The sequence below is a fragment of the Stenotrophomonas sp. MMGLT7 genome, from assembly GCF_021168555.1.
Lineage (GTDB): Bacteria > Pseudomonadota > Gammaproteobacteria > Xanthomonadales > Xanthomonadaceae > MMGLT7.
The window spans coordinates 134,741-158,261 of record NZ_JAJOZS010000003.1 but is presented as its reverse complement, the minus strand read 5'-3'; the positions used below and the strand labels follow the sequence as shown (position 1 = coordinate 158,261).

The 23,521-nt window shown below is 68.7% G+C and carries 21 protein-coding genes; 16 read left to right on the top strand and 5 right to left on the bottom strand.

The window, feature by feature from the left end:
- Nucleotides 1–1,563, top strand: coding sequence for a CehA/McbA family metallohydrolase (locus tag LRX76_RS05470; protein ID WP_231802885.1), 1,563 nt, complete (start codon nucleotides 1–3; stop codon nucleotides 1,561–1,563).
- Between the two features lie 211 nt (nucleotides 1,564–1,774).
- On the opposite strand, the gene LRX76_RS05465 is transcribed toward LRX76_RS05470, so the two are convergent.
- Together LRX76_RS05465 and LRX76_RS05460 are read right to left on the bottom strand one after the other, a co-directional pair.
- Nucleotides 1,775–2,326 (bottom strand): queuosine precursor transporter, encoded by a 552-nt coding sequence (locus tag LRX76_RS05465; RefSeq protein ID WP_231802883.1) that lies wholly within the window; start codon nucleotides 2,324–2,326, stop codon nucleotides 1,775–1,777.
- A 63-nt stretch (nucleotides 2,327–2,389) separates the two neighbouring features.
- The gene (locus LRX76_RS05460) at nucleotides 2,390–3,370 is read right to left on the bottom strand and encodes a mitochondrial fission ELM1 family protein (RefSeq protein ID WP_231802881.1); all 981 of its coding nucleotides are present in this window, start codon (nucleotides 3,368–3,370) and stop codon (nucleotides 2,390–2,392) included.
- 137 nt (nucleotides 3,371–3,507) lie between these two features.
- Between LRX76_RS05460 and LRX76_RS05455 the strand changes: the two genes are divergently transcribed.
- The 3 genes from LRX76_RS05455 (at nucleotide 3,508) to LRX76_RS05445 (ending at nucleotide 5,667) form a co-directional block, all read left to right on the top strand.
- On the top strand, nucleotides 3,508–4,098 hold the full coding sequence (locus LRX76_RS05455; RefSeq protein ID WP_231802879.1) for a malonic semialdehyde reductase: 591 nt from the start codon (nucleotides 3,508–3,510) through the stop codon (nucleotides 4,096–4,098).
- A gap of 89 nt (nucleotides 4,099–4,187) precedes the next feature.
- Nucleotides 4,188–4,901, top strand: a complete 714-nt coding sequence (locus LRX76_RS05450) for a YceI family protein (RefSeq protein WP_231802877.1) — start codon at nucleotides 4,188–4,190, stop codon at nucleotides 4,899–4,901.
- A 295-nt stretch (nucleotides 4,902–5,196) separates the two neighbouring features.
- Nucleotides 5,197–5,667 (top strand): cupin domain-containing protein, encoded by a 471-nt coding sequence (locus tag LRX76_RS05445; protein WP_231802875.1) that lies wholly within the window; start codon nucleotides 5,197–5,199, stop codon nucleotides 5,665–5,667.
- Nucleotides 5,668–5,734: 67 nt separating this feature from the next.
- Here LRX76_RS05445 and LRX76_RS05440 read toward each other — a convergent pair whose 3' ends face one another.
- Complete coding sequence (locus LRX76_RS05440) at nucleotides 5,735–6,520, bottom strand: siderophore-interacting protein (protein WP_231802874.1); 786 nt, start codon at nucleotides 6,518–6,520, stop codon at nucleotides 5,735–5,737.
- A 102-nt stretch (nucleotides 6,521–6,622) separates the two neighbouring features.
- On the bottom strand, nucleotides 6,623–7,174 hold the full coding sequence (locus tag LRX76_RS05435) for a PadR family transcriptional regulator (protein ID WP_231802873.1): 552 nt from the start codon (nucleotides 7,172–7,174) through the stop codon (nucleotides 6,623–6,625).
- A 192-nt stretch (nucleotides 7,175–7,366) separates the two neighbouring features.
- Between LRX76_RS05435 and mdcA the strand changes: the two genes are divergently transcribed.
- The 12 genes from mdcA (at nucleotide 7,367) to LRX76_RS05370 (ending at nucleotide 22,950) form a co-directional block, all read left to right on the top strand.
- Nucleotides 7,367–9,013 (top strand): malonate decarboxylase subunit alpha, encoded by a 1,647-nt coding sequence (mdcA, locus tag LRX76_RS05430; RefSeq protein ID WP_231802872.1) that lies wholly within the window; start codon nucleotides 7,367–7,369, stop codon nucleotides 9,011–9,013.
- Nucleotides 9,014–9,021: 8 nt separating this feature from the next.
- The gene (gene mdcC / locus LRX76_RS05425) at nucleotides 9,022–9,339 is read left to right on the top strand and encodes a malonate decarboxylase acyl carrier protein (protein WP_231802871.1); all 318 of its coding nucleotides are present in this window, start codon (nucleotides 9,022–9,024) and stop codon (nucleotides 9,337–9,339) included.
- A gap of 193 nt (nucleotides 9,340–9,532) precedes the next feature.
- Nucleotides 9,533–10,444, top strand: coding sequence for a biotin-independent malonate decarboxylase subunit beta (locus tag LRX76_RS05420; protein ID WP_231802870.1), 912 nt, complete (start codon nucleotides 9,533–9,535; stop codon nucleotides 10,442–10,444).
- Entirely contained in the window at nucleotides 10,435–11,139 is a 705-nt protein-coding gene (mdcE, locus tag LRX76_RS05415) for a biotin-independent malonate decarboxylase subunit gamma (protein WP_231802869.1), read from the top strand. The genes LRX76_RS05420 and mdcE overlap by 10 nt, the downstream gene beginning before the upstream one ends.
- A 1-nt stretch (nucleotide 11,140) precedes the next feature.
- Nucleotides 11,141–11,782, top strand: a complete 642-nt coding sequence (mdcG, locus tag LRX76_RS05410; RefSeq protein ID WP_231802868.1) for a malonate decarboxylase holo-[acyl-carrier-protein] synthase — start codon at nucleotides 11,141–11,143, stop codon at nucleotides 11,780–11,782.
- Between the two features lie 527 nt (nucleotides 11,783–12,309).
- On the top strand, nucleotides 12,310–13,152 hold the full coding sequence (gene mdcB / locus LRX76_RS05400) for a triphosphoribosyl-dephospho-CoA synthase MdcB (protein WP_231803355.1): 843 nt from the start codon (nucleotides 12,310–12,312) through the stop codon (nucleotides 13,150–13,152).
- On the top strand, nucleotides 13,149–14,069 hold the full coding sequence (gene mdcH / locus LRX76_RS05395; protein ID WP_231802867.1) for a malonate decarboxylase subunit epsilon: 921 nt from the start codon (nucleotides 13,149–13,151) through the stop codon (nucleotides 14,067–14,069). The genes mdcB and mdcH overlap by 4 nt, the downstream gene beginning before the upstream one ends.
- Before the next feature lie 326 nt (nucleotides 14,070–14,395).
- Entirely contained in the window at nucleotides 14,396–15,739 is a 1,344-nt protein-coding gene (locus LRX76_RS05390; protein WP_231802866.1) for an SLC13 family permease, read from the top strand.
- A 92-nt stretch (nucleotides 15,740–15,831) separates the two neighbouring features.
- The gene (locus tag LRX76_RS05385; RefSeq protein ID WP_231802865.1) at nucleotides 15,832–16,557 is read left to right on the top strand and encodes a GntR family transcriptional regulator; all 726 of its coding nucleotides are present in this window, start codon (nucleotides 15,832–15,834) and stop codon (nucleotides 16,555–16,557) included.
- Between the two features lie 819 nt (nucleotides 16,558–17,376).
- Nucleotides 17,377–20,070: a pyruvate dehydrogenase (acetyl-transferring), homodimeric type gene (aceE, locus tag LRX76_RS05380; protein ID WP_231802864.1), complete on the top strand. Its 2,694-nt coding sequence runs from the start codon at nucleotides 17,377–17,379 to the stop codon at nucleotides 20,068–20,070.
- A gap of 511 nt (nucleotides 20,071–20,581) precedes the next feature.
- The gene (locus tag LRX76_RS05375) at nucleotides 20,582–21,910 is read left to right on the top strand and encodes an ATP-binding protein (protein WP_231802863.1); all 1,329 of its coding nucleotides are present in this window, start codon (nucleotides 20,582–20,584) and stop codon (nucleotides 21,908–21,910) included.
- Entirely contained in the window at nucleotides 21,910–22,950 is a 1,041-nt protein-coding gene (locus LRX76_RS05370) for an O-methyltransferase (RefSeq protein WP_231802862.1), read from the top strand. The genes LRX76_RS05375 and LRX76_RS05370 overlap by 1 nt, the downstream gene beginning before the upstream one ends.
- A 74-nt stretch (nucleotides 22,951–23,024) precedes the next feature.
- Here the strand turns inward: LRX76_RS05370 and vsr are convergent, their stop codons facing one another.
- Nucleotides 23,025–23,483, bottom strand: a complete 459-nt coding sequence (vsr, locus tag LRX76_RS05365; RefSeq protein ID WP_231802861.1) for a DNA mismatch endonuclease Vsr — start codon at nucleotides 23,481–23,483, stop codon at nucleotides 23,025–23,027.
- Nucleotides 23,484–23,521: the final 38 nt, after the last annotated feature.

Below are 23,521 nucleotides of genomic sequence, written 5' to 3'. Positions count from 1 at the left end.
ATGCGCAGCGGACACGGCCCCTGGCGGGTCTGGCGACATGCGCTGGCGGCCGCGATCGTCGCCGCCTCCGCGTGGGCAACGGCGGCATCCGCTGCGGTCGCGGTGGACGCGGTGGCCGCAGCGGACGCCGTGCCGGCGGGTGCCACCGTGCTGCGGCTGCACGGGACCATCCATGACCGCGACGCGCACAGCTACGTGCAGGTCCCGTTCGACGTGCCGCAGGGTACCGCGCGGCTCTCGGTGCGGTTCGACCATGGCGGCCGCGAGGACAAAACCGTCATCGACCTGGGCCTGCTGGATCCGCACGGATTCCGCGGCTGGAGCGGCGGCAGCAAGCGCGAGTTCACCGTCGCCGCCAGCGACGCCACGCCGTCCTACCTGCCCGGCACGCTGCCGGCCGGGCGCTGGCAGCTGCTGCTGGGCATACCGAACATCCGCCCCGGGCGCAGCGCCGACTACATCGCGCTCGTCACCCTGACCCCGCGCGCGCATCCGGAGGCCGTGCCGGCGGCGCTGGCGCCGGTGCTGCGCGCACAGCCGGGCTGGTACCGCGGCGACCTGCACATGCACAGCGCCCACAGCGACGCGTCCTGCGCCTCGCGCTCCGGCACGCGGGTGCCGTGCCCGCTGTTCCTGACCCTGCAGGCGGCCGGCGCCGCCGGGCTGGACTTCGTCGCGCTCACCGACCACAACACCGTCTCGCACCTGCAGCCGATCCGCGAGCTGCAGCCCTACTTCGACGACCTGCTGCTGATCCCGGGCATGGAACTGACCACCTTCCAGGGCCATGCCAACGTGTTCGGGCTGCAGGACTGGATCGACTTCCGCCTCGGCAGCGCGTCACTGCAGGACTGGAACGCGGTGCTGGACGAGGTGCAGCGGCGCGGCCTGCTGCTGTCGATCAACCATCCGCGGCTGCCCAACGACGAGCGCTGCATGGGCTGCGGCTGGACGCCGGAGCGGCCGGTGGCGATGGAGCGGATCGCCGTGGTCGAGGCGGTCAACGGCCAGGATGCCGGCACGCCGGTGTCCGGCATCCCGTTCTGGCACGCGCTGCTGGACCGGGGGCAGCGCGTGACCGGCGTCGGCGGCAGCGACAACCACGACGCCACCCGCCGCGAGGTCGGCGAGGGCGCCACCACGCCGGTCGGGCATCCGGCCACCGTGGTGCATGCGGCGGCGCTGTCGCAGGCCGCGATCCTGGACGGCATCCGCGCCGGCCGCGTGTTCATCGACGTCCAGGGCAGTCGCGATCGCAAGCTGGAGCTCAGCCTCGATTGCGGCCAGGGGCCGCAGCCGATGGGCGCCGAGCTGGCGCCGCGCGATGGCACCGCCTGCCAGGGCACGGTCGAGGTGGACGGCCTGGCCGATGCCCGCGTCGAGCTGCTGCTGGACGGCGACGGCCAGGCCATCGAGCCGCGCCCGGTCGCGGGGCAGGCGGGCCGCTGGCGCTTCGACTGGCAGGCCGACGGCCGCCGCCACTGGCTGCGCGCCAACGTCCATGACGCGCAGGACCGGCTGGCGCTGGTCGGCAACCCGGTGTACGTGAAGGCGACGCCTTAGCGCCTGCTCGCGATCCCAGGATGGGGCGGCCGCTGTGGCCCGGGAATGAAAAGCACGATAGCCGTCCGTAGGAGCGACGTAGGAGCGACTTCAGTCGCGATGAGGCTCTACCGGTAAGGCCTGATCGCGACTGAAGTCGCTCCTACGCCGCTCCTGTCGCTCCTGCGGGGATCGAGGACAGACTCTTGGGCAGCCTGCCGCCATGACGCGTTCAGCGTCGCATCGAGATCGCGCGCCACGCCAGCGCGCGGAACGGCGCCAGCAGGAACACGCCCATCGCCAGCTTCACTCCCAGGTCGCCCAGCGCCCAGCTCACCCACGGCAGCGCCGAGCCGGCGAAGGCGATCGACCAGAAGATCGTGGTGTCCAGCGTGGCGCTGCACAGCGTGGCCACCGCCGGCGCGCGCCACCAGTTGCCGGCGCGCAGGCGGTCGAACACCGCGATGTCCAGCAGCTGCGCGCTGATGAACGCGGTGCACGAGGCCAGCGCGATGCGCGGCGTGGCCACCCACACTGACAGCAGCACCGCCAGCGCGAAGCCGCACCAGGCCACCCGCCGCGCCGCGTGCACGCCGAAGCGCAGGTTGACCAGGTTGCTGACCAGGAACGCCACCGGATAGCTGAAGGCGCCCCAGGTCAGCCAGTCGTTGATCGGGTACTGCACCAGCACGTTCGAGGCCAGCACCACCGCGCCCATCGCCAGTACCGCCAGCAGCAGCGAGCGCAGGGTGAAGCGGGAGATCGATGGCGCGCTGCGGTGCATGGCGGCGGGGGCGGGACGAGGGGCGGGGATTATCCGGCGGCCGGGCGGGATCGGCCAGCGGCCTCAGGCCGGCAGCAGCAGCGGCCGCAGCAGCGGCCGCAGCTGCCGGGCCACGCGCGCGGTTTCGCGCAGGGGTGCTGCCGTCGCCGCTTCAGCGGCCGCGGGTATCGCGCCGGCCAACACGATGCGGCCCGACTGCAGCAGTCGATCCTGCAGCGCCTGCATGCGTCCGCGCGCGCACCCGGGCAGCGCCACCTGCACCGGTACCCGCGTGGCGCAGGCCTCGGACAGCAGGTTGGCCGAGTCCGGGGTGCAGACGATGCGCTCGGCCCAGCCGAGCAGGCCCGGGTACGGGTTGGGACCGTCGCCGTCGCCGCACCAGAGCCGGCCGGGGACATCGGCGAAGGCGCGCCGCAGCGCATCGCATACCGCCGCCGGGGTGCGCCGGGAGGTGGTGGCGAGCACGCTGCCGCCATCGTGCCGCAGCCGTGCGGCGACAGCGGCGAACAGGGCCGCGGCGTCGTCTTCGCCCCACGGCGCCTGTGCGGTGGGGCCGCCGACCAGCAGCGCGATGCGCGGCGAAGGCAGCGTGCCGAGCGCGGCGAACGCCTGGCGCCCGCGTTGCAGCCAGGCGTCGTCCACCGGGTTCAGGCTGCCGACCAGGGTCAGCACGTTGGGGCCGCGCAGGGCATCGTGCTCGGGCACCACCAGCGCATCCCAATGCCGCGGCGACAGCCGCGGATCGAGGATCTGCACCGCACGGCTGCCGCGCCCGCGCAGCAGCCGCGTCGCCAGCGCCGCCTGGCGGCCGCAGCCCACCGCGATCGCCGGCGGGGCCGCCAGCAGGGCGGCGAAGCCGGGGCCGAACGCCCATCGTGTCCCCGGACAGCGGCGCGGCGCCAGCCAGCGCCACGGCGCATGCGGCAGCAGCTGCACGTGGCGCACCGCGGCGCCTTCGGCCAGCGCCTCGGCCAGTGCCAGTGCCTGCCGCGCATTGCCTGCCCGGCCGTCGCTGATGGCGACAATCGCGTCGGATCGTTGCATGTTCGGCATCAATACGTTTCAGCCCGGTCGGGTATTGTGGCCAGCGCGCCACTCTACACTGGCCGTCCTCGTCGCCGCGGCGTGGCGGAAGGGCTTTCCCGCCACGCCGTCGGCCTTTGCTTCCCGGAGAGCACCGCATGTCCCAACCGCTCGGCGATGCCGATCTCGACCAGCTGTTCCGCAACGCGCGCAGCCAGAACGCGTTCCTCGACCGGCCGGTGGAAGACGGCCAGCTGCGTGCGCTGTACGAGCTGCTGAAGTGGGGGCCGACCGCGGCCAACGCCACGCCGGCGCGCTTCGTGTTCGTGAAGTCGGCCGAGGCCAAGCAGCGGCTGGCGCCGGCGCTGTCGGAAGGCAACCGCGGCAAGACCCTGGCCGCGCCTGTGACGGTCATCGTCGCCTTCGACCAGGACTTCCACGAGAAGCTGCCCTACCTGTTCCCGCACACCGACGCCCGCAGCTGGTTCGAAGGCCCGCGCGAGGGCCGCCACGAGGCCGCCCTGCGCAACGGCACGCTGCAGGGCGCCTACCTGATCCTGGCCGCGCGCGCGCTGGGCCTGGATGCCGGCCCGATGTCCGGCTTCGACAACGCCAAGGTCGATGCGGCGTTCTTCGCCGGTACCGCGATCAAGTCGAATTTCCTGGTCAATCTGGGGTACGGTGATCCCGCCGGCCTGTTCCCGCGCCTGCCGCGCCTGGGCTTCGACGAAGCCGCGCGCATCGAGTGACCGCGGGCGGCCCCGTGCCGCCGCCGTGTCCGTTCCGACCGCATCATCCTTCCATTCCTCGCCGCCTTTCCAAGCACGGAGTCCACCCCATGACCACACTCAACAAGCTGCTGCTTCCCCTCGCCCTGGCCGCCGCCGTCGCCGCCTGCTCCAAGACCGCCGACCAGCCGGCCGAGCCGGCAGGCGCGCCGTCCGTCCAGCAGGCGCCCGCCGAATCCGCCGCCGCCGAGCCGGCGCAGGCCCCGGCCGCGTCCGCCGAGGCGATCGCGGCCGCGTCCGGCACCTACAAGCTCGACCCGTCGCACACCGACGTGCTCGCGCAGTGGACCCACTTCGGCTACTCGCACCCGAGCGCGCACTTCGGCAACGTCGACGGCACCCTGGTGTACGACGCCGACGACGTGAGCAAGTCCAGCGTCGAGGTCACCCTGCCGCTGTCGGGCCTGAACAGCTTCACCGCCAAGTTCGACGATCACCTCAAGAGCGCCGACTTCTTCGACGCCGCCAAGTTCCCGGTCGCCACCTTCAAGAGCACCAAGGTCGAGTCCACCGGCACCAACAAGCTGGCCGTCACCGGCGACCTGACCATCAAGGACATCACCAAGCCGGTGACCCTGGACGTCACCCTCAACGGCGGCGGCGAGCACCCGATGGCCAAGAAGCCGGCGATCGGCTTCGACGCCACCGCCACCCTCAAGCGCAGCGACTTCGGCGTCGGCGCCTACGCGCCCAACGTCAGCGACGAGGTCAACCTGCGCATCACCACCGAGGCCACGGCCGAGGCGCCGGCCGCGGCGCAGTAACCGCCGGCGGGTCGCCACGGCGGCGACCGCATGGGACGAGGCCCGCTACGGCGGGCCTCGTCGTATCCGCGCGCGCCACCGCGCGGTGGGCCCGCGTCACGATCGTCCAGGCCCGGTGCCGCGTCGGCGCGCAAGTACCGGCGCTGCACTTTGCCCTCGACCCGCATCGCCGCGTCGCGGGCCTTGCCGGCACGGCCGGTCCTTCTGCGTCGGCGACAGCCATGTCCGAGAACGGCCGGCACGGATTCTTGCGGCTGCCGACACTGGCCTTCCCACGATGACGGAAAGGCAGCCCATGCACCTGCGCGCGTTCACCACCTTGGCGATGATCCCGACAGCCGCCGCCGCGGCGATTCCGCAGCAAGCGCCGGCAGGATGGTCGCCGGCAGCGATCGAGTGGGGCGAAGCAGCGCCGGACGGCACCCGCTACACGCTGCTGGAAGGCGTGCGCGACCGTGCCGGCGTGCCCTTCTCGTATGCCTTCTTCATTCCCGCCGGCAGCTGGGACGCGCCGCATTTCCACTCGGCCACGGCGCGGATCTTCGTCGTGCGCGGCGTGCTGCGGATCGGCTACGGAGCGAGCGCGGACCGGGACGCGGCACAGGCGTATCCGGCCGGCAGCTACCTGGTGGTGCCGGCGGGCGCGGTCCACTACGACGGCGCGGCGGAGGACACCACGATCATCGGTACCGCGATCGGCCCCTGGAGCACCACCTACCTGGATGCGACCGGGCCGGCTTCGGCGGGGACGCCGGAGGGAGAGTAGCCGCGTCGTCGCCGGTCCCCGCGGCCCCCGCGCATCGGCCGCTCGCGGCCGACGCGCGCGTGCGGCCTCAGCCCTCCGGCCCGGCCTTCCAGTAGCCGGTGGCGCGGATCGAATCGGAATCCACCTCGGGCCGTTCCTCCAGCAGCTTGCGCAGCGTCCGTGCGCGGCGCGATTCGCAGGCGATCCAGTAGAACGTCTCGCCGAGCGGCGCGGCGAAGTCGCGCAGCGCGTCCTCGAGCAGCGTGCTGGTGGCCGCGTCGGTGCCGTTGCGCTCGAGCCAGGTGACCTCGACGCCGGGGGCCGGCGGCAGCGGCTGCCGCTCGCCGGCATCGGCGATCTCGATGAACGCCCGCGCCTGCACCATGGGATCCAGTTCCTCCAGCCAGCGGGCGATGGCCGGCAGCGCGGTCTCGTCGCCGAACATCGCCAGCGTGTCGTAGTCGTCGGCCACCACGAACGAGGCGCGCGGGCCGCCCACCACCAGCGTGTCGCCCGGCTGCGCCGCCGCGGCCCAGGCCGAGGCGACGCCGTCGCCGTGCAGCACGAAGTCCAGCGTCAGCTCGCTGCGTTCGGCATCGTGGACGCGCGGGGTGTAGTCGCGCGCCGGCGAGGGCTGCACGCCCTGCGGGTAGCGCGGACCGTCCGGGCCCATTTCCGGGGTGACGATGCGGCCTTCCGCATTGGGGAAGAACAGCTTGACGTGATCGTCCGGCGCGGCGCTGTGGAAGCCGTCCAGTTCCTCGCCGCCGACCACGATGCGGCGCATGTGCGGGGTCAGCGTCTCGGTGCGCAGCACCTGCAGCTGGCGGAAGCGGACGGCGTGGCGGAGCTTGAGGTTTTCATGCAGCGACATGGGGATGTCCTGTAGTTGGAATGCGGGAACAAAGGGGAGGGCGGGAACCGGGCGGGGCGATGCACGGGCCCGCACCGGCGAGCGGCCGCGGGCCGTCGCGCTTCATGCGCGATCGCCTTGTTCCATGGTGTCCGCGGCGGCATCCAGCAGCGCGGCCACGCGCGCGGCCTCGGCGTCGTCCCAGCGACCGAGGCGCTCGCCCAGCGCGCGCTTGATGCGTTCCAGCGCCTCGCGCACCGGCTGCGGCAGGTTGGCCCGGGCCAAGCTTCGCGCACTGCGGGTGGTACGCGCCAGGGTGGCTTCCACCTGGTCGCGATGGGCCTGCATGAAGGCGCGGCCTTCGGCGGTCAGCGCGTGGCGCTTGCGGCCGCCCTCGTCCTCGGTCAGCACCAGGCCATGTTCCTGCAGCTGCGCCAGCACCGGGTAGACCGCGCCGGCGCTGGGGACGTACAGGCCATGGAACATGTCGCCGATCAGGCGGATCAGCTCGTAGCCGTGGCGCGGCTGCTGCTCGATCAGCACCAGCAGCAGCTGGCGCAGGTCGCCATGGCCGAGCCGGCGGCCGGGATGGCGGCCCTGGCTCGTACCGCGCGCGCCGGCGTGCCGCTCATCCGGCGATCCGGTGTCGTGACGGCGGGAGAAGGACGGTTTCATCATCGTTTCCGATATATCGAATCGGCGAAAAGATATATCGGAACCGGCCTCGGTGCAATCCGCTGCGAACGAGGATCGCATCGCCGCCGGCGGCCATGGTGCGCCGCGGCGGGACATTGCCGGTTTTCATAATTACTTTGTAATTAGATCGAGATTACATGGCCCGGCAGGGGCCCCGAGACCGGAGCGCGCATGAATCGAGACTGGGACCGCATGGCCGAGGACCGCCGCCGCCGCCTGCAGCGCGCGGCCGTGCTGGCACCGCGCGGGCGCGTGGTGCCGTCCGCGGACATGGTCGCGCTGCTGGAGGCGGTGATCGAGCCGGGCGACCGCGTCTGCCTGGAGGGCAACAACCAGAAGCAGGCCGACTTCCTCGCCCAGTGCCTGACCGATGTCGATCCGGCGCGCGTGCACGACCTGCACATGGTGCAGTCGGTGCTGTCGCTGCCGGCGCACCTGGACGTGTTCGAGCGCGGCATCGCCCGGCGCCTGGACTTCTCCTTCTCCGGCCCGCAGGGCGCGCGCCTGGCCGGGCTGGTGGCCGCCGGGCAGATCGAGATCGGCGCCATCCACACCTACCTGGAACTGTTCGGCCGCTACTTCATCGACCTCACCCCGCAGGTGGCGCTGATCGCCGCGCAGGCCGCCGACCGCGACGGCAACCTCTACACCGGCCCGAACACCGAGGACACCCCGGTGATCGTGGAGGCGACCGCGTTCAGGAGCGGCATCGTCATCGCCCAGGTCAACGAGATCGTCGACACCCTGCCGCGGGTGGACATCCCCGCCGACTGGGTGGACTTCGTTACCCATGCGCCGCGGCCCCACCACATCGAGCCGCTGTTCACCCGCGACCCGGCGCAGATCTCCGAGATCCAGGTGCTGATGGCGATGATGGCGATCAAGGGCATCTACGCCGAGTACGGCGTGCAGCGGCTCAACCACGGCATCGGCTTCGACACCGCGGCGATCGAGCTGCTGCTGCCGACCTATGCCGAGTCGCTGGGGCTGAAGGGCCGGATCTGCAGCCACTGGGCGCTCAACCCGCACCCGGCGCTGATCCCGGCGATCGAGTCCGGCTTCGTGCGGTCGGTGCATTCGTTCGGCTCGGAGCTGGGGATGGAGGCCTACATCGCCGCGCGCGGCGACGTGTTCTTCACCGGCGCCGACGGCTCGATGCGCTCCAACCGCGCGCTGTCGCAGACCGCCGGGCTGTACGCCTGCGACATGTTCATCGGCTCCACCCTGCAGATCGACCTGCAGGGCAACAGCTCCACCGCCACCCTCGACCGCATCGCCGGCTTCGGCGGCGCGCCCAACATGGGCTCGGACGCGCGCGGCCGCCGCCACGCCAGCGAGGCCTGGCTCAAGGCCGGCCGCGAGGCCGCGCGTCCGGGCGAGATGCCGCGCGGGCGCAAGCTGGTGGTGCAGATGGTGGAGACCTTCCGCGAGCACATGGCGCCGGCGTTCGTCGACCGGCTCGATGCCTGGGAACTGGCCGAGCGCGCCGACCTGCCGCTGCCGCCGGTGATGATCTACGGCGACGACGTCAGCCACGTGCTGACCGAGGAGGGCATCGCCAACCTGCTGCTGTGCCGGAGCCCGGCCGAGCGCGAGCAGGCCATCCGCGGCGTCGCCGGCTATACCGCGGTCGGCCTCGGCCGCGACCGCGCCATGGTCGAGAACCTGCGCGACCGCGGCGTGATCCGGCGCCCGGAAGACCTGGGCATCCGCACCCGCGACGCCACCCGCGACCTGCTCGCCGCGCGCACGGTCAAGGACCTGGTGCGCTGGTCGGGCGGCCTGTACGACCCGCCCAAACGCTTCCGCAACTGGTGAGGTGCGAGATGGAAACCCTGCGCTACCGCTTCGATGGCCGCGACCCCGTGCAGGCACGCCACGACCATGCGCTGGTCGGCGTGGTCGCCTCCGGCAACCTCGAGGTGCTGGTCGAGCGCGTGCCGCTGGACGGCGCGATGGAGATCGAGATCGTCACCGCAGCGCGCGGCTTCGGCGAGATCTGGCAGGCGGTGCTGGACGACTTCGCCGCGCGCCATCCGCTGCGCGACGTGCGCATCTCGATCAACGACGTCGGCGCCACCCCGGCGGTGGTCGGCCTGCGCCTGGACCAGGCACTGGAAGCGCTGCGGGAGGGCGGGGCATGAAGACCGCGCGCCCTCATGGCTTCTGCGCCCACCCTCGCCGCGCCCCCCGTAGGAGCGACTTCAGTCGCGATGGGGCGTCCATGCAGGTCCTTCTGCGAGCGCCCGCGCATCCATGTGCGCGGATTCAAATGGGAAAGCTTTTCGCGACTGAAGTCGCTCCTACGGTAGCGGCCGATCGCTGCAGGGGACGCGCATGAGCACGATCGCCGCCGACGCACGCAGCTTCTACGAGGCCGACGCGCGCGAGCGCATCGCCGGGCTGCTCGATGCCGGCAGCTTCGCCGAGTTCGTCGGCCCGCGCCGGCGCCTGGCCAGCCCGCACCTGGCCCAGCTCGACCAGCCCGGCGCCTTCGACGACGGCATCGTGGTCGGCGAGGGCCGCCTGCGCGGCCGGCCGGTGCTGGTCGCCGCGCAGCAGGGCCCGTTCATGGGCGGCGGCGTCGGCGAGGTGCATGGCGCCAAGCTCACCGGCCTGCTCGAACGCGCCGCCGCCACCGTGCCCGATGCCGTGCTGCTGCTGCTCGACACCGGCGGCGTGCGCCTGCACGAGGCCAACGCCGGCCTGGTCGCCATCTCCGAGATCATGCGCGCCACCCTGTCCGCGCGCGCCGCCGGGGTGCCGGTGCTGGCGCTGATCGGCAGCGGCAACGGCGCCTTCGGCGGCATGGGCATCGTCGCGCGCTGCTGCAGCGCGGTGATCATGTCCGAGGAGGGACGGCTGTCGCTTTCGGGGCCGGAGGTGATCGAGACCGTGCGCGGCGTGGAGGAGTTCGACTCGCGCGACCGCGCCCTGGTCTGGCGCGTCACCGGCGGCAAGCACCGCTACCTGCTGGGCGAGGCCGACGCGCTGGTGGCCGACCGCATCGGCGCCTTCGCCGACGCCGCGGTGTCCGTGCTCGAGACCCTGCAGCAGGGCGATGACCTGCTGGCCGCTCTGGAGCACGAGCACGCGCGGCTGTCGCGCCGCATCGCCGGCTACGGCGAGTGCCGCGACGGCCTGGAGATCTGGCGCCGCCAGGGCATCGCCGAACCCGAGCGGCTGCCGCTGCTCGACACCGAGGCCTTCCTCGCCGCCACCGCCGACCGGAGCGCCCCATGGAACTGACGCCGCTGCTCGACCGCCTGTTCCCGCTCGGGCACGCGATCCGCCGCGAGGACGACGTGCTCGCCGGCGCCGCCACCACCGCGGCCGGCGAGGTCACGGTCATCGGTACCGCCAACAAGCTGGAAGTCGGCGTGGACCACGCGCTCGCGCTCGCCGCCACCGTGCTGGCGAGCACGCGCGAGCACCCGCGGCGGCCGATCGTGATGCTGGCCGACACCGCCGGCCAGCGCCTGTCGCGGCGCGACGAACTGCTCGGCATCAACGGCTACTTCGCCCACCTGGCCAAGTCGCTGGAGCTGGCGCGCCGCCGCGGCGCGCGGCTGGTCACGCTGGTGTACGGCGAGTCGGTCAGCGGCGGCTTCCTGTCGTTCGGGCTGATGGCCGACCATATCCACGCCCTGCCCGAGGCACAGGTGCGGGTGATGGACCTGCGCGCGATGGCGCGCGTGACCAAGCAGCCGCTGGAGAAGCTGCAGGCACTGAGCGAGAGCTCGCCGGTGTTCGCGCCCGGCGTTGAGAACTACGTGCGGATGGGCGCGGTGGAGTCGGTATGGGAGGGCGACCTGGCCGCCGCACTGCTGGCCGCGCTGGCCGCCCCCGTCGATGGCGACCAGCGGCGCGCGCTCGGCGCCGAACGCGGCGGCCGCACCCTGGCGCGCGATGTCGCCGCCGCCGTGGCCGCGGGCGAGCGCTGAGATGGCCGCCCGCCACGCCCTGGTCTGGTTGCGCGGGGACGCACGCTGGCAGGCGCTGACGCCCGGTGCGCAGCCGCGGTTGCAGGCGTGGTTCGCCTCCGGCCATCCGGCCGTGGTCGCGCGTCGCGACGGCAGCGAGCCCGAAGGCATGCTGCGGCTGGGCGTGCCGCTGCCGCCGGCCGAGCACAAGCAGCGGTTGTCGCTGCTGGCACCGGTGGCGCACGTGTGCCGCGAAGCGGAGCCGTTGCCACTGGGTGAGGTGATCGACAACGCGCCGGAAGCCGCCCGGCCGGCGCTGCACGAACTGGTGCGTGCCACGCAGGCAGCTGCATTGGCGCCGCGCGTGTTCGGCAGCTTCGCCTGGCAGGCGATCACCGGCCTGGCCTACGTGCGCGACGGCTCCGACCTCGACCTGCTGTGGCAGGTGGAAGGGCCCGCGCAGGCCGACGCCATCGCCGCGCTGCTGCGCGAATGGGAGCGTCGCCACGGCCTGCGCGCCGACGGCGAACTGCTGCTGCCCGGCGACCTCGCGGTGAGCTGGCGAGAGTACGCCGGCGACGCGCGCCAGGTACTGGCGAAGTCGCAAGGTGGTTGCCGCCTGCTGCCGCGTGCGGCGCTGTTTTCGTTGTGGAGCACGGCATGAACGCGGAAAAGCGGCCCTCATCCGGCGCTTCGCGCCACCTTCCACCGCGAGGGTGCCCAGTCCCGCAAGCGGGAGAAGGGAGTTGCCACGGATTGCGCGCACAACCGCGGGAAAGCCAATCCCTTCTCCCGCTTGCGGGAGAAGGTGCCCGTAGGGCGGATGAGGGTGCTCTTGGCGAAACTTCGCTGAGTACATCCGCCGACGGCTATCGCAGCGACTTGCGGATCCAATCGCAACTTCCCACTGCCCTCCCCATCCCCGCCTCGCCGCTGGCCCATCGCCTCGGCCGTCTCGCCGTCGCCAGCCTGCACGCCGAACTGGCCTGCGCGCCCAAGCCGGGGCCAATCACCCCGTCCGACGCCTTGATCCCCGTAGGAGCGACTTCAGTCGCGATGAGGCTCTACCGGGAAAGCCCCATCGCGACTGAAGTCGCTCCTACAGGACGGCGAAAAGCCGTCGAAGCGAGGGATGCCGGTCGCATGCGCGCCGCATCTTCCCGGTCCATCGTTCCAGGCGGCACTCCTGCGTTGCGGCCCCCGCTCCCGGCCTCGCCGCTGGCCCATCGCCTCGGCCGCCTCGCCGTCGCCAGCCTGCACGCCGAACTGGCCTGCGCTCCCAAGCCGGGATTGGTCACCCCGTTCGACAACGGCAGCCACGCCGACATGGACGCGTCCACCTTCATGCGCAGCCTGTTCGCGCTGCGCGGCTACTTCGTCGCCATCGCCGAGGCCGGCGCTCGCGAGGCGGCGTTCGACACCCTGCGCCGGCTCGGCATCGCCGCCGAGGCCGGCATGCTGCGCGCCACCGCCGGCATCAACACCCATCGCGGCGCGATCTTCAGCCTCGGCCTGCTCGCCGCGCAGGCCGCGCGCCTTTACCGTCGCGACGGCCGCGCGCCCGACGCCGAAGCGGTGTGCATGGCGGTGCGCGAATGGCGCGAGGCCCTGCTCGCCGCGCCGCTGGACCCGCACAGCCATGGCCAGCGCATGCGCGTGCGCCATGGCGTGGCGGGCGTGCGCGAGCAGGCCGCGGACGGCTACCCATTGCTGCGCGCGGTCGCGCTGCCGGCCCTGCGCCGGGCACTGGCCGCCGGGCTCGCGCGCGAGGCGGCGCTGGCGCAGACGCTGATGTGCCTGGTCGCCGAGGTCGACGACCTCAACCTGCTGCATCGCGGCGGCGGGACCGGCCTGCGCAGCGCGCAGCGGCTGGCGCGCGCATTCCTCGCCGGCGGCGGCGCATACCGGCCGGACTGGAAGGCGCGGCTGGCGCGCATCGGCGAGGCTTTCGTCGCGCGCCGGCTCAGCCCCGGCGGCAGCGCCGACCTGCTGGCCTGCGCCTGGTTCCTGCATTGCCAGGAGCGCATCGCGTGAGCCTGGCGCTGCTGTGTCCGGGGCAGGGCGGCCAGCATGCGGCGATGTTCGCGCGCGTGCAGGACCACCCGCGCGCCGCGCCGGTGCTCGCCGCCGCCAGCGACGCGCTCGGCCGCGACGTGCAGGAGCTGGCCGCGCATGCCGACCGCTATCACAACCGCTGCGCGCAGCCGCTGGTCTGCGCCGGGGCGCTGGCGCACTGGCGGGCGCTCGAACCGCGTCTTCCGGCGCCGCGGCTGGCGCTCGGCTACAGCGTCGGCGAACTGGCCGCGCACGCGCTGGCCGGCAGCTTCGATGACGCCACCTGCCTGGCGCTGGCCGTCGAGCGCGCGCGGCTGATGGACGAGGCCAGCCCGGCCGATGCCGGCCTGCTCGCCGTCACCGGCCTGCGCGCCATGGCGATTGGCCAGCTGTGCGACCGCCATGGCGCGGCAGTGGCGATCGTCAACGGCGAGGACCACTACGTGCTCGGCGGGCCGTCCGCGGCACTGCGTGCGCTGGCCGAGGCCGCCACGGCGCGCGGCGCGCGCGCGGTGCCGCTGCCGGTCTCCGTGCCGGCGCACACCCCCTGGCTGAGGGCGGCCGCGCATGCCTTCGCCGAGCGCCTGCAGGCCGCCGCGGTACGCGCGCCGGCCACGCCGGTGCTGGCGGGCGTCGATGGCCTGCCGGTGGCGACGGGCGCACGCGTGGTCGCCACGCTCGCCGCGCAGATCGCCCACACCGTGCGCTGGCACCACGTGCTTGCCCAGGCGGTGGAGCGCGGTGCGCGCGTGTTCCTGGAACTGGGCCCGGGCGGGGCGCTGGCGCGGATGACGCGCGACGGCTTCCCCGGCTGCGAGGCACGCGCGGTGGAGGATTTCCAGACGCTGGAGGGCGTCGCGGAATGGGTCGCGGGTGCTTGCGCCCGCGCGCAGTAGTAGCAGCGGTTCTTTCCGGTTTTCGCAGGAGCGATGTGGGAGCGGCTATGGAGCTTTACCGGCACCCGATCGGTGTCGAGTGCCAGTGTCCCTTCTCCCGTCGGGAGAAGGTGCCCCGAAGGGGCGGATGAGGGTACGGAAGCCTCGTGCAGCTAGGCATCGCGAGGGCTTCGCCTCGTACCCTCACCCCAACCCCTCTCCCGGTGGGAGAGGGGCTTCGAGCACCGGCACTCGACGCCAAGCAGGTACCGCAAGACGTGCAACAACCCCGGAATGGCGGGCCGCCATTCGACGCTGTACGTGAATCAGGTGTCTCGGGAGGGCGCATGAGTCCACAAATCGCAACGATCATCGGCCTGGTGATCATGTTCATCGTCGCCACCGCACTGCCCATCAACATGGGCGCGGTGGCATTCGCGCTGGCCTTCATCGTCGGCGGCGTCTGGGTCGGCATGGGCGGCAAGGAGGTCCTGGCCGGGTTCCCCGGCGACCTGTTCCTGACCCTGGTCGGCATCACCTACCTGTTCGCCATCGCGCAGAAGAACGGCACCATCGACCTGCTGGTGCACTGGGCGGTGCGCGCGGTGCGCGGGCACATCGTCGCCATCCCCTGGGTGATGTTCGTCGTCACCGCGGTGCTGACCGCCTTCGGCGCGCTCAGCCCGGCGGCGGTGGCGATCATCGGCCCGGTGGCGCTGCGCTTCGCCAAGCAGTACCGGATCAACCCGCTGATGATGGGCCTGCTGGTGATCCACGGCGCGCAGGGCGGCGGCTTCTCGCCGATCAGCGTCTACGGCGGCATCACCAACCAGGTGGTGGCCAAGGCCGGCCTGGACGTGAGCGAGATGGCGGTGTTCCTCACCAGCCTGGGCTTCAACCTGCTGATGGCGGTGATCTGCTTCCTGGCGTTCGGCGGGCTGCAGCTGCTGCGCCGGCAGGGCGTGCTGGCGACGGCGGAGGTGGAGGGCACGCAGGCCTCCTCGCGGCAGTTCGCGATCGAGGGCCACGGCGCGCTGCTGGCGGCCGGCGGCGGCACCTCGTCCACCGACCCGGTGGCGCTGGAGGCGGTGCGGCTCAACCGCGACCGCTTCATCACCCTGGTCGGCCTGCTCGGCCTGGGCGTGGCGGCGCTGGTCTACGACCTCAACGTCGGGTTGGTGTCGATCACAGTGGCGGTGGCACTGGCGCTGATCTCGCCCAACGCGCAGAAGGGCGCGGTGGACGGCATCAGCTGGTCCACGGTGCTGCTGATCAGCGGCGTGGTCACCTACATCGCGGTGCTGCAGCAGGCCGGCGCGGTGGACTACATCGGCCACGGCGTGTCGGGGATCGGCATCCCGCTGCTGGGCGCGCTGCTGGTGTGCTACGTCGGCGGCATCGTCTCCGCGTTCGCCTCCTCGGCAGCGGTGCTCGGCGCCACCATCCCGCTGGCGGTGCCGTTCCTGATGCAGGGCCACCTCGGCGCGGCCGGGGTGATCTGCGCGCTGGCGATCTCCTCCACCGTGGTCGACGTCAGCCCGTTCTCCACCAACGGCGCGCTGGTGGTGGCCTCGGCCGCCAAGGACGAGCGCGAGAAGCTGTTCCGCCGGTTCCTGGTCTACAGCGGGCTGGTGGTGGCGCTGGGGCCGCTGCTGGCGTGGCTGCTGTTCGTGGTGCCGGGCTGGATGTGAGCCGGCCGCGCAGCGGCGCGCCCGGCACCGGGCAGGGCCTGGACGGCCCTGCTCCACGGGAGCGTGACGGCACGCGAAGTAGAATGACGCCCATGTCCCTGGTCTCCGCCGCCGATCCGCGTCCGACCCGCAAGCGCGTGCCGCTCTACGAGGAAGTGGCCGCGCGGCTGCGGCAGAAGATCTACGACTACGAACTGCCGCCGGGCGAGTGGATCGACGAGCCGGCGCTGGCCGAGGAACTGGGCATCAGCCGCACCCCGCTGCGCGAGAGCCTGAAGCTGCTCGCCGCCGAGGGGCTGGTGCAGATCGACGCCGGGCGCGGCAGCCGGGTCACGCGGCTGTCGCTGGAGGACCTCAACCAGTTGTTCCCGGTGATGGCGATGCTGGAAGGCCGCTGCGCCTACGAGGCGGTGCGCCGCATCGACGACGCCGGCGTGGCGCGGCTGGAGCGGCTGCACGAGTCGATGGAGGCCGCCGCCGGTGCCGGCGACCTGGCCGAGTACTACCGCTGCAACTACCTCATCCACGAGACCGTGCAGGACTGCGCCGGCAACCCCTGGCTGATCCGCGTCACCCACGACCTGCACCGCATCCTCAAGATGCACCGCGGCCGCCAGCTGCTCACGCCCGGGCGCATGGCGCAGTCGCTGGCCGAGCACCGCGAATTGATGGACTGCGTGCGCCGCCGCGACGCCGAGGGCGCCGAGCGCACCATGAACCGCCACCTGCTCAGCCAGGGCAAGGCCCTGGCCGCCTACGTCGCCGCCGGCGGCATGCTCAACGTCCCCGCGCCGCTGCCGAGTAGCGGCGGTATCTGAACCCTGTTCTCGCGGCGCCAGTGGCCATCGGCGCAGCGGCGGACGTCCGCCCGGCCGGCGCCAACCCCCTCCCAGCCTCCCCCTGCTTCGCAAGGGGAGGGGCCAGACTCCCTCCCAAGAGGAGGGGCCAAGGTTCCGCTCCATCGCAAGAGGAGGGGCCAAGGCGCCCCTCCATCGCAAGAGGACTGGCCAAGGCGCCCCTCCATCGCAAGAGGACTGGCCAAGGCGCCCCTCCATCGCAAGAGGACTGGCCAAGGCGCCCCTCCATCGCAAGGGAAGGGAGCCCAGGCCCCCTCAGCAAGGGAAGGAAGCCCAGGCCCCCTCAGCAAGGGAAGGAAGCCCTGGCCCCCTCAGCAAGGGAGGGAACCCAGGCCCCCTCCCTTTCGCCGAAGGCGAAGGGGAGGGCTGGGGAGGGGTGCCTTTCGCCGCCGAACCCGGCAATCCCCTCCCCGTTGTCCCCATACGGCGCCCCCCGGCCCGCCACCCGGCATGCCCCTCCTCTGGTCGGACCAATCCCGGCCATCAGAACCCGTCCACGATCCCCGTAGGAGCGACTTCAGTCGCGATGAGGCCTTACCGGTAGAGCCCCATCGCGACTGAAGTCGCTCCTACAAAAGGCTCGCCCCGCCAGTCATCCCCGGGCCACAGCGCCGACCAGCATGGGCCGTGCCCCTCCTGGGATCGTGAACGGGCCCCAGGGCAAACCCGGCCCTCCATACGCCTGCGTAGCGGGACGAGTATGGAAACGGTTGCGATACACTTGCAGGCTTCACGAAGACACTGTGGATCGCGCGGCAGCGCGGCCTAACTGGGAGCGCTATGAACTGGTTGACCGATGTTCTCAACAACGATCCGAACCCCGTCGAGACGCAGGAGTGGATCGAATCGCTCAAGGCCGTCATCGACGCCGAGGGCGCCGAGCGCGCGCACCAGCTGCTGGAGGGCATGGTCGAGCTGACCCGCCGCAACGGCGCCTACCTGCCGTTCTCGCCGACCACCGAGTACGTCAACACCATCGGCCCGCAGCACGAGGCCAAGAGCCCCGGCGACTCGGCCATCGAGTGGAAGATCCGCTCGATCATCCGCTGGAACGCCATGGCCACCGTGGTGCGCGCCAACCGCAAGCCCGGCGACCTCGGCGGCCACATCGCCAGCTTCGCCTCCAGCGCCACCCTGTACGACGTCGGCTTCAACCACTTCTGGCGCGCCCCCAGCGAGAACCATCCCGGCGACCTGCTCTACATCCAGGGCCACAGCGCCCCCGGCATCTACGCCCGCGCCTTCCTCGAAGGGCGCATCAGCGAGAGCCAGCTGGACAACTTCCGCATGGAAGTGGACGGCAAGGGCATCTCCTCCTACCCGCACCCGTGGCTGATGCCCGAGTTCTGGCAGACCCCCACCGTGTCGATGGGCCTGGGCCCGCTCAGCGCCATCTACCAGGCGCAGTTCATGAAGTACCTGGAGCACCGCGGCCTGATCGAGCCGTCCGACCGCAAGGTCTGGTGCTTCATCGGCGACGGCGAGTCCGACGAGCCCGAGACCCTGGGCGCCATCGCCCTGGCCGGGCGCGAGGGCCTGGACAACCTGGTGTTCGTGGTCAACTGCAACCTGCAGCGCCTGGACGGCCCGGTGCGCGGCAACGGCAAGATCATCCAGGAGCTGGAAGGCGTGTTCCGCGGCGGCGGCTGGAACGTCATCAAGCTGCTGTGGGGCTCGTACTGGGATCCGCTCCTGGCCCGCGACACCGACGGCGTGCTGCGCAAGCTGATGATGGAGACCGTCGACGGCGAGTACCAGAACTGCAAGGCCTTCGGTGGCGCCTACACGCGCGAGCATTTCTTCGGCAAGTACCCGCAGACCCGTGAGATGGTCGCCAGCCTGTCCGACGACGACATCTGGCGCCTGAACCGCGGCGGCCACGACCCGCACAAGGTCTACGCCGCCTACCACCAGGCGGTGAACACCAAGGGCATGCCCACCGTGATCCTGGCCAAGACCGTCAAGGGCTACGGCATGGGCTCGGCCGGCGAGTCGCTCAACCCCACCCACCAGACCAAGAAGCTCGACGACGCTTCGGTCAAGCATTTCCGCGACCGCTTCAACATCCCGGTCAGCGACAAGCAGCTGGAAGAGGCCGAGCAGATCCCGTTCTACCACCCGGGCGAGGATTCGGAAGAGGTCCAGTACATCAAGGAGCGCCGCGCCGCGCTCGGCGGCTACCTGCCGTCGCGCCGCCCCAAGGCCAGCAAGTCCTTCGTCGTGCCCGGCCTGGACAAGTACGAGCGTCTGCTCAAGGCCAGCGGCGAGCGCACCTACTCCACCACCATGGCCTTCGTGCAGACGCTCAACATCACCCTGCGCGACAAGGAGCTGGGCCCGCGCATCGTGCCGATCGTCGCCGACGAGGCGCGCACCTTCGGCATGGAAGGCCTGTTCCGCCAGATCGGCATCTACGCCCCGTTCGGGCAGAAGTACAAGCCGGTCGACGCCGACCAGCTGATGTTCTACCGCGAGGACGAGAGCGGCCAGGTGCTGCAGCAGGGCATCAGCGAGCCCGGCGCGATCTCCTCGTGGCTGGCCGCCGGCACCAGCTACTCGGTCAGCGACGTGCCGATGCTGCCGTTCTACATCTACTACTCCATGTTCGGCTTCCAGCGCGTGGGCGACATCGCCTGGCAGGCGGCGGACATGCGCACCCGCGGCTTCCTGCTCGGCGGCACCGCCGGCCGCACCACGCTCAACGGCGAGGGCCTGCAGCACGAGGACGGCCACAGCCACCTGCTGGCCGGCGCCATCCCCAACTGCCGCAGCTTTGATCCCACCTTCGGCTACGAGGTGACGGTGATCCTGCAGCACGGCATGAAGTCGATGATGCAGGACCAGATCGACGAGTATTACTACCTCACCCTGATGAACGAGAACTACGCCCACCCGGAGATGCCGGCCGGCGCGGAGGAAGGCATCATCAAGGGCATGTACCTGCTGCACGATGCCGGCAAGCCCAAGAAGGGCGAACTGCGCGTGCAACTGCTGGGCAGCGGCACCATCCTGCGCGAGGCCATCGCCGCGGCCGAGCTGCTGGACAAGGACTTCGGCGTCACCGCCGACATCTGGAGCTGCACCAGCTTCAACGAGCTGCGCAAGGACGGCTTCGACGCCGAGCGCTGGAACCGCATGCACCCGGAGGCCAAGGCCCCGCGCAAGGCCTACGTCACCGAGCAGCTCGAAGGCCGCCAGGGCCCGGCCATCGCCGCCACCGACTACGTGCGCGTGTTCGCCGACCAGATCCGCGGGTTCGTGCCGATGTCGTACACCGTGCTGGGTACGGACGGTTTCGGCCGTTCGGATACCCGCGCCAACCTGCGCCGGTTCTTCGAGGTGGATCGGTACTACATCGCGCATGCCGCCATCGCCGCGCTGGCCAAGGACGGCAAGATGACCGGGAAGGATGTGGCTCGGGCGATCAAGCAGTACAGGATCGATCCGGAGAAGGCTAACCCGGTTGGGGTGTGAACCTAAGAGGAGGCGGCCAGCGGCCGCCTCCTCTTAGGGGGCACTACTGCCTTTCGCTTATAGGAAAAGCGAAGGGGGAGGGGTAAGCAATTTTCTGCGAATTACAAAGGTCGCTAAGCCAACGGCATTAGCAGATGTACCTGGTTGACTTCCCCAACCTGGCAACCGTTAGCGTTATCGCGTGTGCCTGCCAGTCCTACTTGCTCTAGCGTCCACTTCATCGAGGTAATTGCATCGGCTGCCTTGGAGTGCTATGTGACAACAGGCCTCTATGGGTTCTCCATGAGGCACACTGTCTCAGTGATGCCGAGGCCATAGAACCTGCGGAGTGGCTAGACCGATGTGGCGAGCATGTGCGACAACAGTTAAAGAGGCTGGTGAAGTTGTTGGAGGTAAGATCGGTCTTATCGGCGGCCTACGCTACCAGGACTTAGGCCCAATGGGCCTAAGGAACGCCGCTGATCCGCGGAATTGAATAAGGCAATGGTGTAGTTAGATCAAGGAGCAGGTAATGAGTGTCGAGGCGAAGGAAACGGCGAAAGAGCGAAAAATCCACGCGGATGCCACAAAAGACTTCTTCGTAACCATGATTACACGTGATATCACGTTACGAGACTGTATTTTTGATCTGCTCGACAATTCGATCGACGGTGCAAGACGAGGCCATGCTGCAGACCGAAGCCAATCGTTAGCTGCCTTCGAGATAAAGCTCGGATGGCGTAAAGATTATTTCATGATTGAGGACAATTGCGGAGGGATCCTCCTGTCCGACGCAATTGACTACGCTTTCCACTTTGGTCGGAGACCCGGTGCCAAGGATGATACGAAAGGCGGAATTGGCCTGTACGGCATCGGAATGAAGCGTGCGATATTCAAGCTAGGCCGCCGCAGCGAAGTGATCAGTCATGCAGAGGATGCGTCATTCAAAGTCGTCATAAATGTAGATGACTGGGAGCGCTCTCCAGATTGGGACTTTGAGTACGAGGACTTGCATCCTGATGTGCATAAAGGGACGAAAATTGAGGTCCAGAGTCTGAACGATGGGGTCAGTAGCCTTCTGAACGATCCTTCGTTTGAGACGCAATTTATCCGGGATGTTGCGCGCGATTACGCGTTCTTCATTGCCCAAGGCCTAAAGATCGTCGTCAATGGCACGTTGGTTCCATCGTACAAATATCGACTCAAGCAGTCAGATAATGTTCGGCCATATGTTGGATCATATGAAGATGCAAGTGTACATGTAAAAGTACTTGCCGGGCTGGCCGATGAGCTCCCGGAGGATATTCCAGATGAACTGAAACCCGATAAAGTGGAGCAATTCGGCTGGTTCGTTATCTGCAACGGAAGAGTGGTGCTGGCCGCAGATAAGACCGAGAAAACCATCTGGGGCAATGACGGCTTTAATGTTTGGCATCCGCAGTACAATGGTTTCGCTGGCTATGTTTTTTTTGAGTCGGATGATCAGCGCGCACTGCCTTGGACTACGACCAAACGAGAGCTTGATATATCAAGCCCCCTCTACCGGCGCGCAGTCGTGAAAATGAAGGAAGTCTCAAAGACTTTCACTGAGTACACTAATAAACGTAAATCCGATATAACTACTGCACGTGCAGCCGAAGAAAAGAGTGAAAAGGTCGACATCTCAACGCTTATGCAACCCCAGGCCTTGGCGCTTCCAAAGTTGGCGATGGTCGATAGGCCAGACTTGGTTAATATTTCCTATAAACGAGATAGGAAAGAGGTTGAGGCTGTAAAAGATCACATCGGAAACGTGGGAATGTCTCTCAAAGATCTTGGTATCTATACGTTTGAGTATTACAAGAAGACGGAGATGGATTGATGTCTATTCCATCTTTTCAGCGGTTCGACTATGGGTTGAGGGCCAATAAAGCTATAGAGCGAAAGCTGGTATTCGACCTCGCGTTATCGGCGAAGAAAAATTTCACCCTCGTAGACCTTTGGTATCTTGGCTTCGGGTCTATGTGGTTTAGTGATTTCAAGATCGCCCATCGTACACTTCATGTGGACGATATGATCTCGATTGAGCGTCAGGCTCATGCGCCGCGGGCAGAATTCAATCGTCCTTTCTCGACCATTAAGGTGCTTGCGGGCGAGTGTGGTGAACTTCTTAAAGAAGGTATCGCCGCAGCGCTATGGGAGCGTCCGGTAATGGCTTGGCTTGATTACGATGGTCGGATGGATGAGACAGTTATCGGTGACATCGACATGCTGCTGGCAAAGGCGAAGCGCAATTCGATTGTGGCCATTACGATAAATGGCGCCCGGGGTTCTTACAGGCCCAAGCCAACCGCAATTGGTGCTAGCCCGCAGTCGCCAAAGACGGGGTTAGGCGTCGTTGCTCAATTTTTAGGTAAAAGCGCAGTGCCAAAGGAGTTCGTAGAACTCTTGGATAAGCCTGGCGTCGCCGGGGACGTTTCGGATCTCGATTTTCCTAGGTTTCTAGCAGAGGCCATTTCGAATTATATGTGGCATAGGGTCTTTAGTTTATCGAGAGCTGGCGATGAGGGCGACTACGGCTTCCAGCCACTTTTCCTGATGCATCATAAAGATAATGCAGACATGGTTACGGTCGGTGGCGCACTAATCGCTGAGCATGACCGAGAGGCATGGAGAGATGTGCTAAGGCAGCAGGAGGGCCTGGCTGATAGCGAGGGGAACCCCAGATACTGCCGCATGGATCTAGCACCGGTCACGCTAAGAGAGAAAATAACTTTAGATCGGTACCTTCCCACATCTAAGTCCTCGGACGAATACAAAGATGCTGTAACAGGCGAAGGAGTGCGCCTAGACGCAAATGAGGTCGAAAAATATCGGAGATTCTATCGCCAATTTCCTGTATTTATGGAGGCTGCTTACTGATCCCTCTCTGGGGATACGAGAGCCAGGTCGAGCTAAAAGAGCTAGCGGAACCGGATTGACCTGGCGCCGTTACGCTAGCCTAATTGTGCCATCCCTTTAGCTGGTCGATTCAGTCCCTTTGGGGAGGGGGAGAGAATTTCCCGTAGACGCTTTTCCAGGGCCGCCGTATTGCGCGTCTCGCACTGCCAGATCGTCTCTACTCGCCAGCCGGCCTGTCGAAGTTGCTGGGCCTTCTCTTTGTCGCGTTCTACGTTGCGAGTGAACTTGTTCTGCCAGAAAGTTACATTGGAAGACGGCATCGTGGCCAAACGGCAGCCCTCGTGACGATGCCAGAAACAGCCGTTAACGAAGATGCAGAGCCGACGGGATGGAAACACCAGATCCGGTGTTCCCGGTAGATCCTTGCGATATAGGCGGAAGCGAGCACCCAAGCAGTGAGCCATGCTACGCACTATCAATTCCGGACCCGTATTCTTGCCGCGCACCGCGCGCATCAGGGCGCTTCTGGCTTCGGTTGAAATCCTATCGGTCATGAGAAGTGGCTGTAATGTCAATAAGGCTGTAAGCGAGA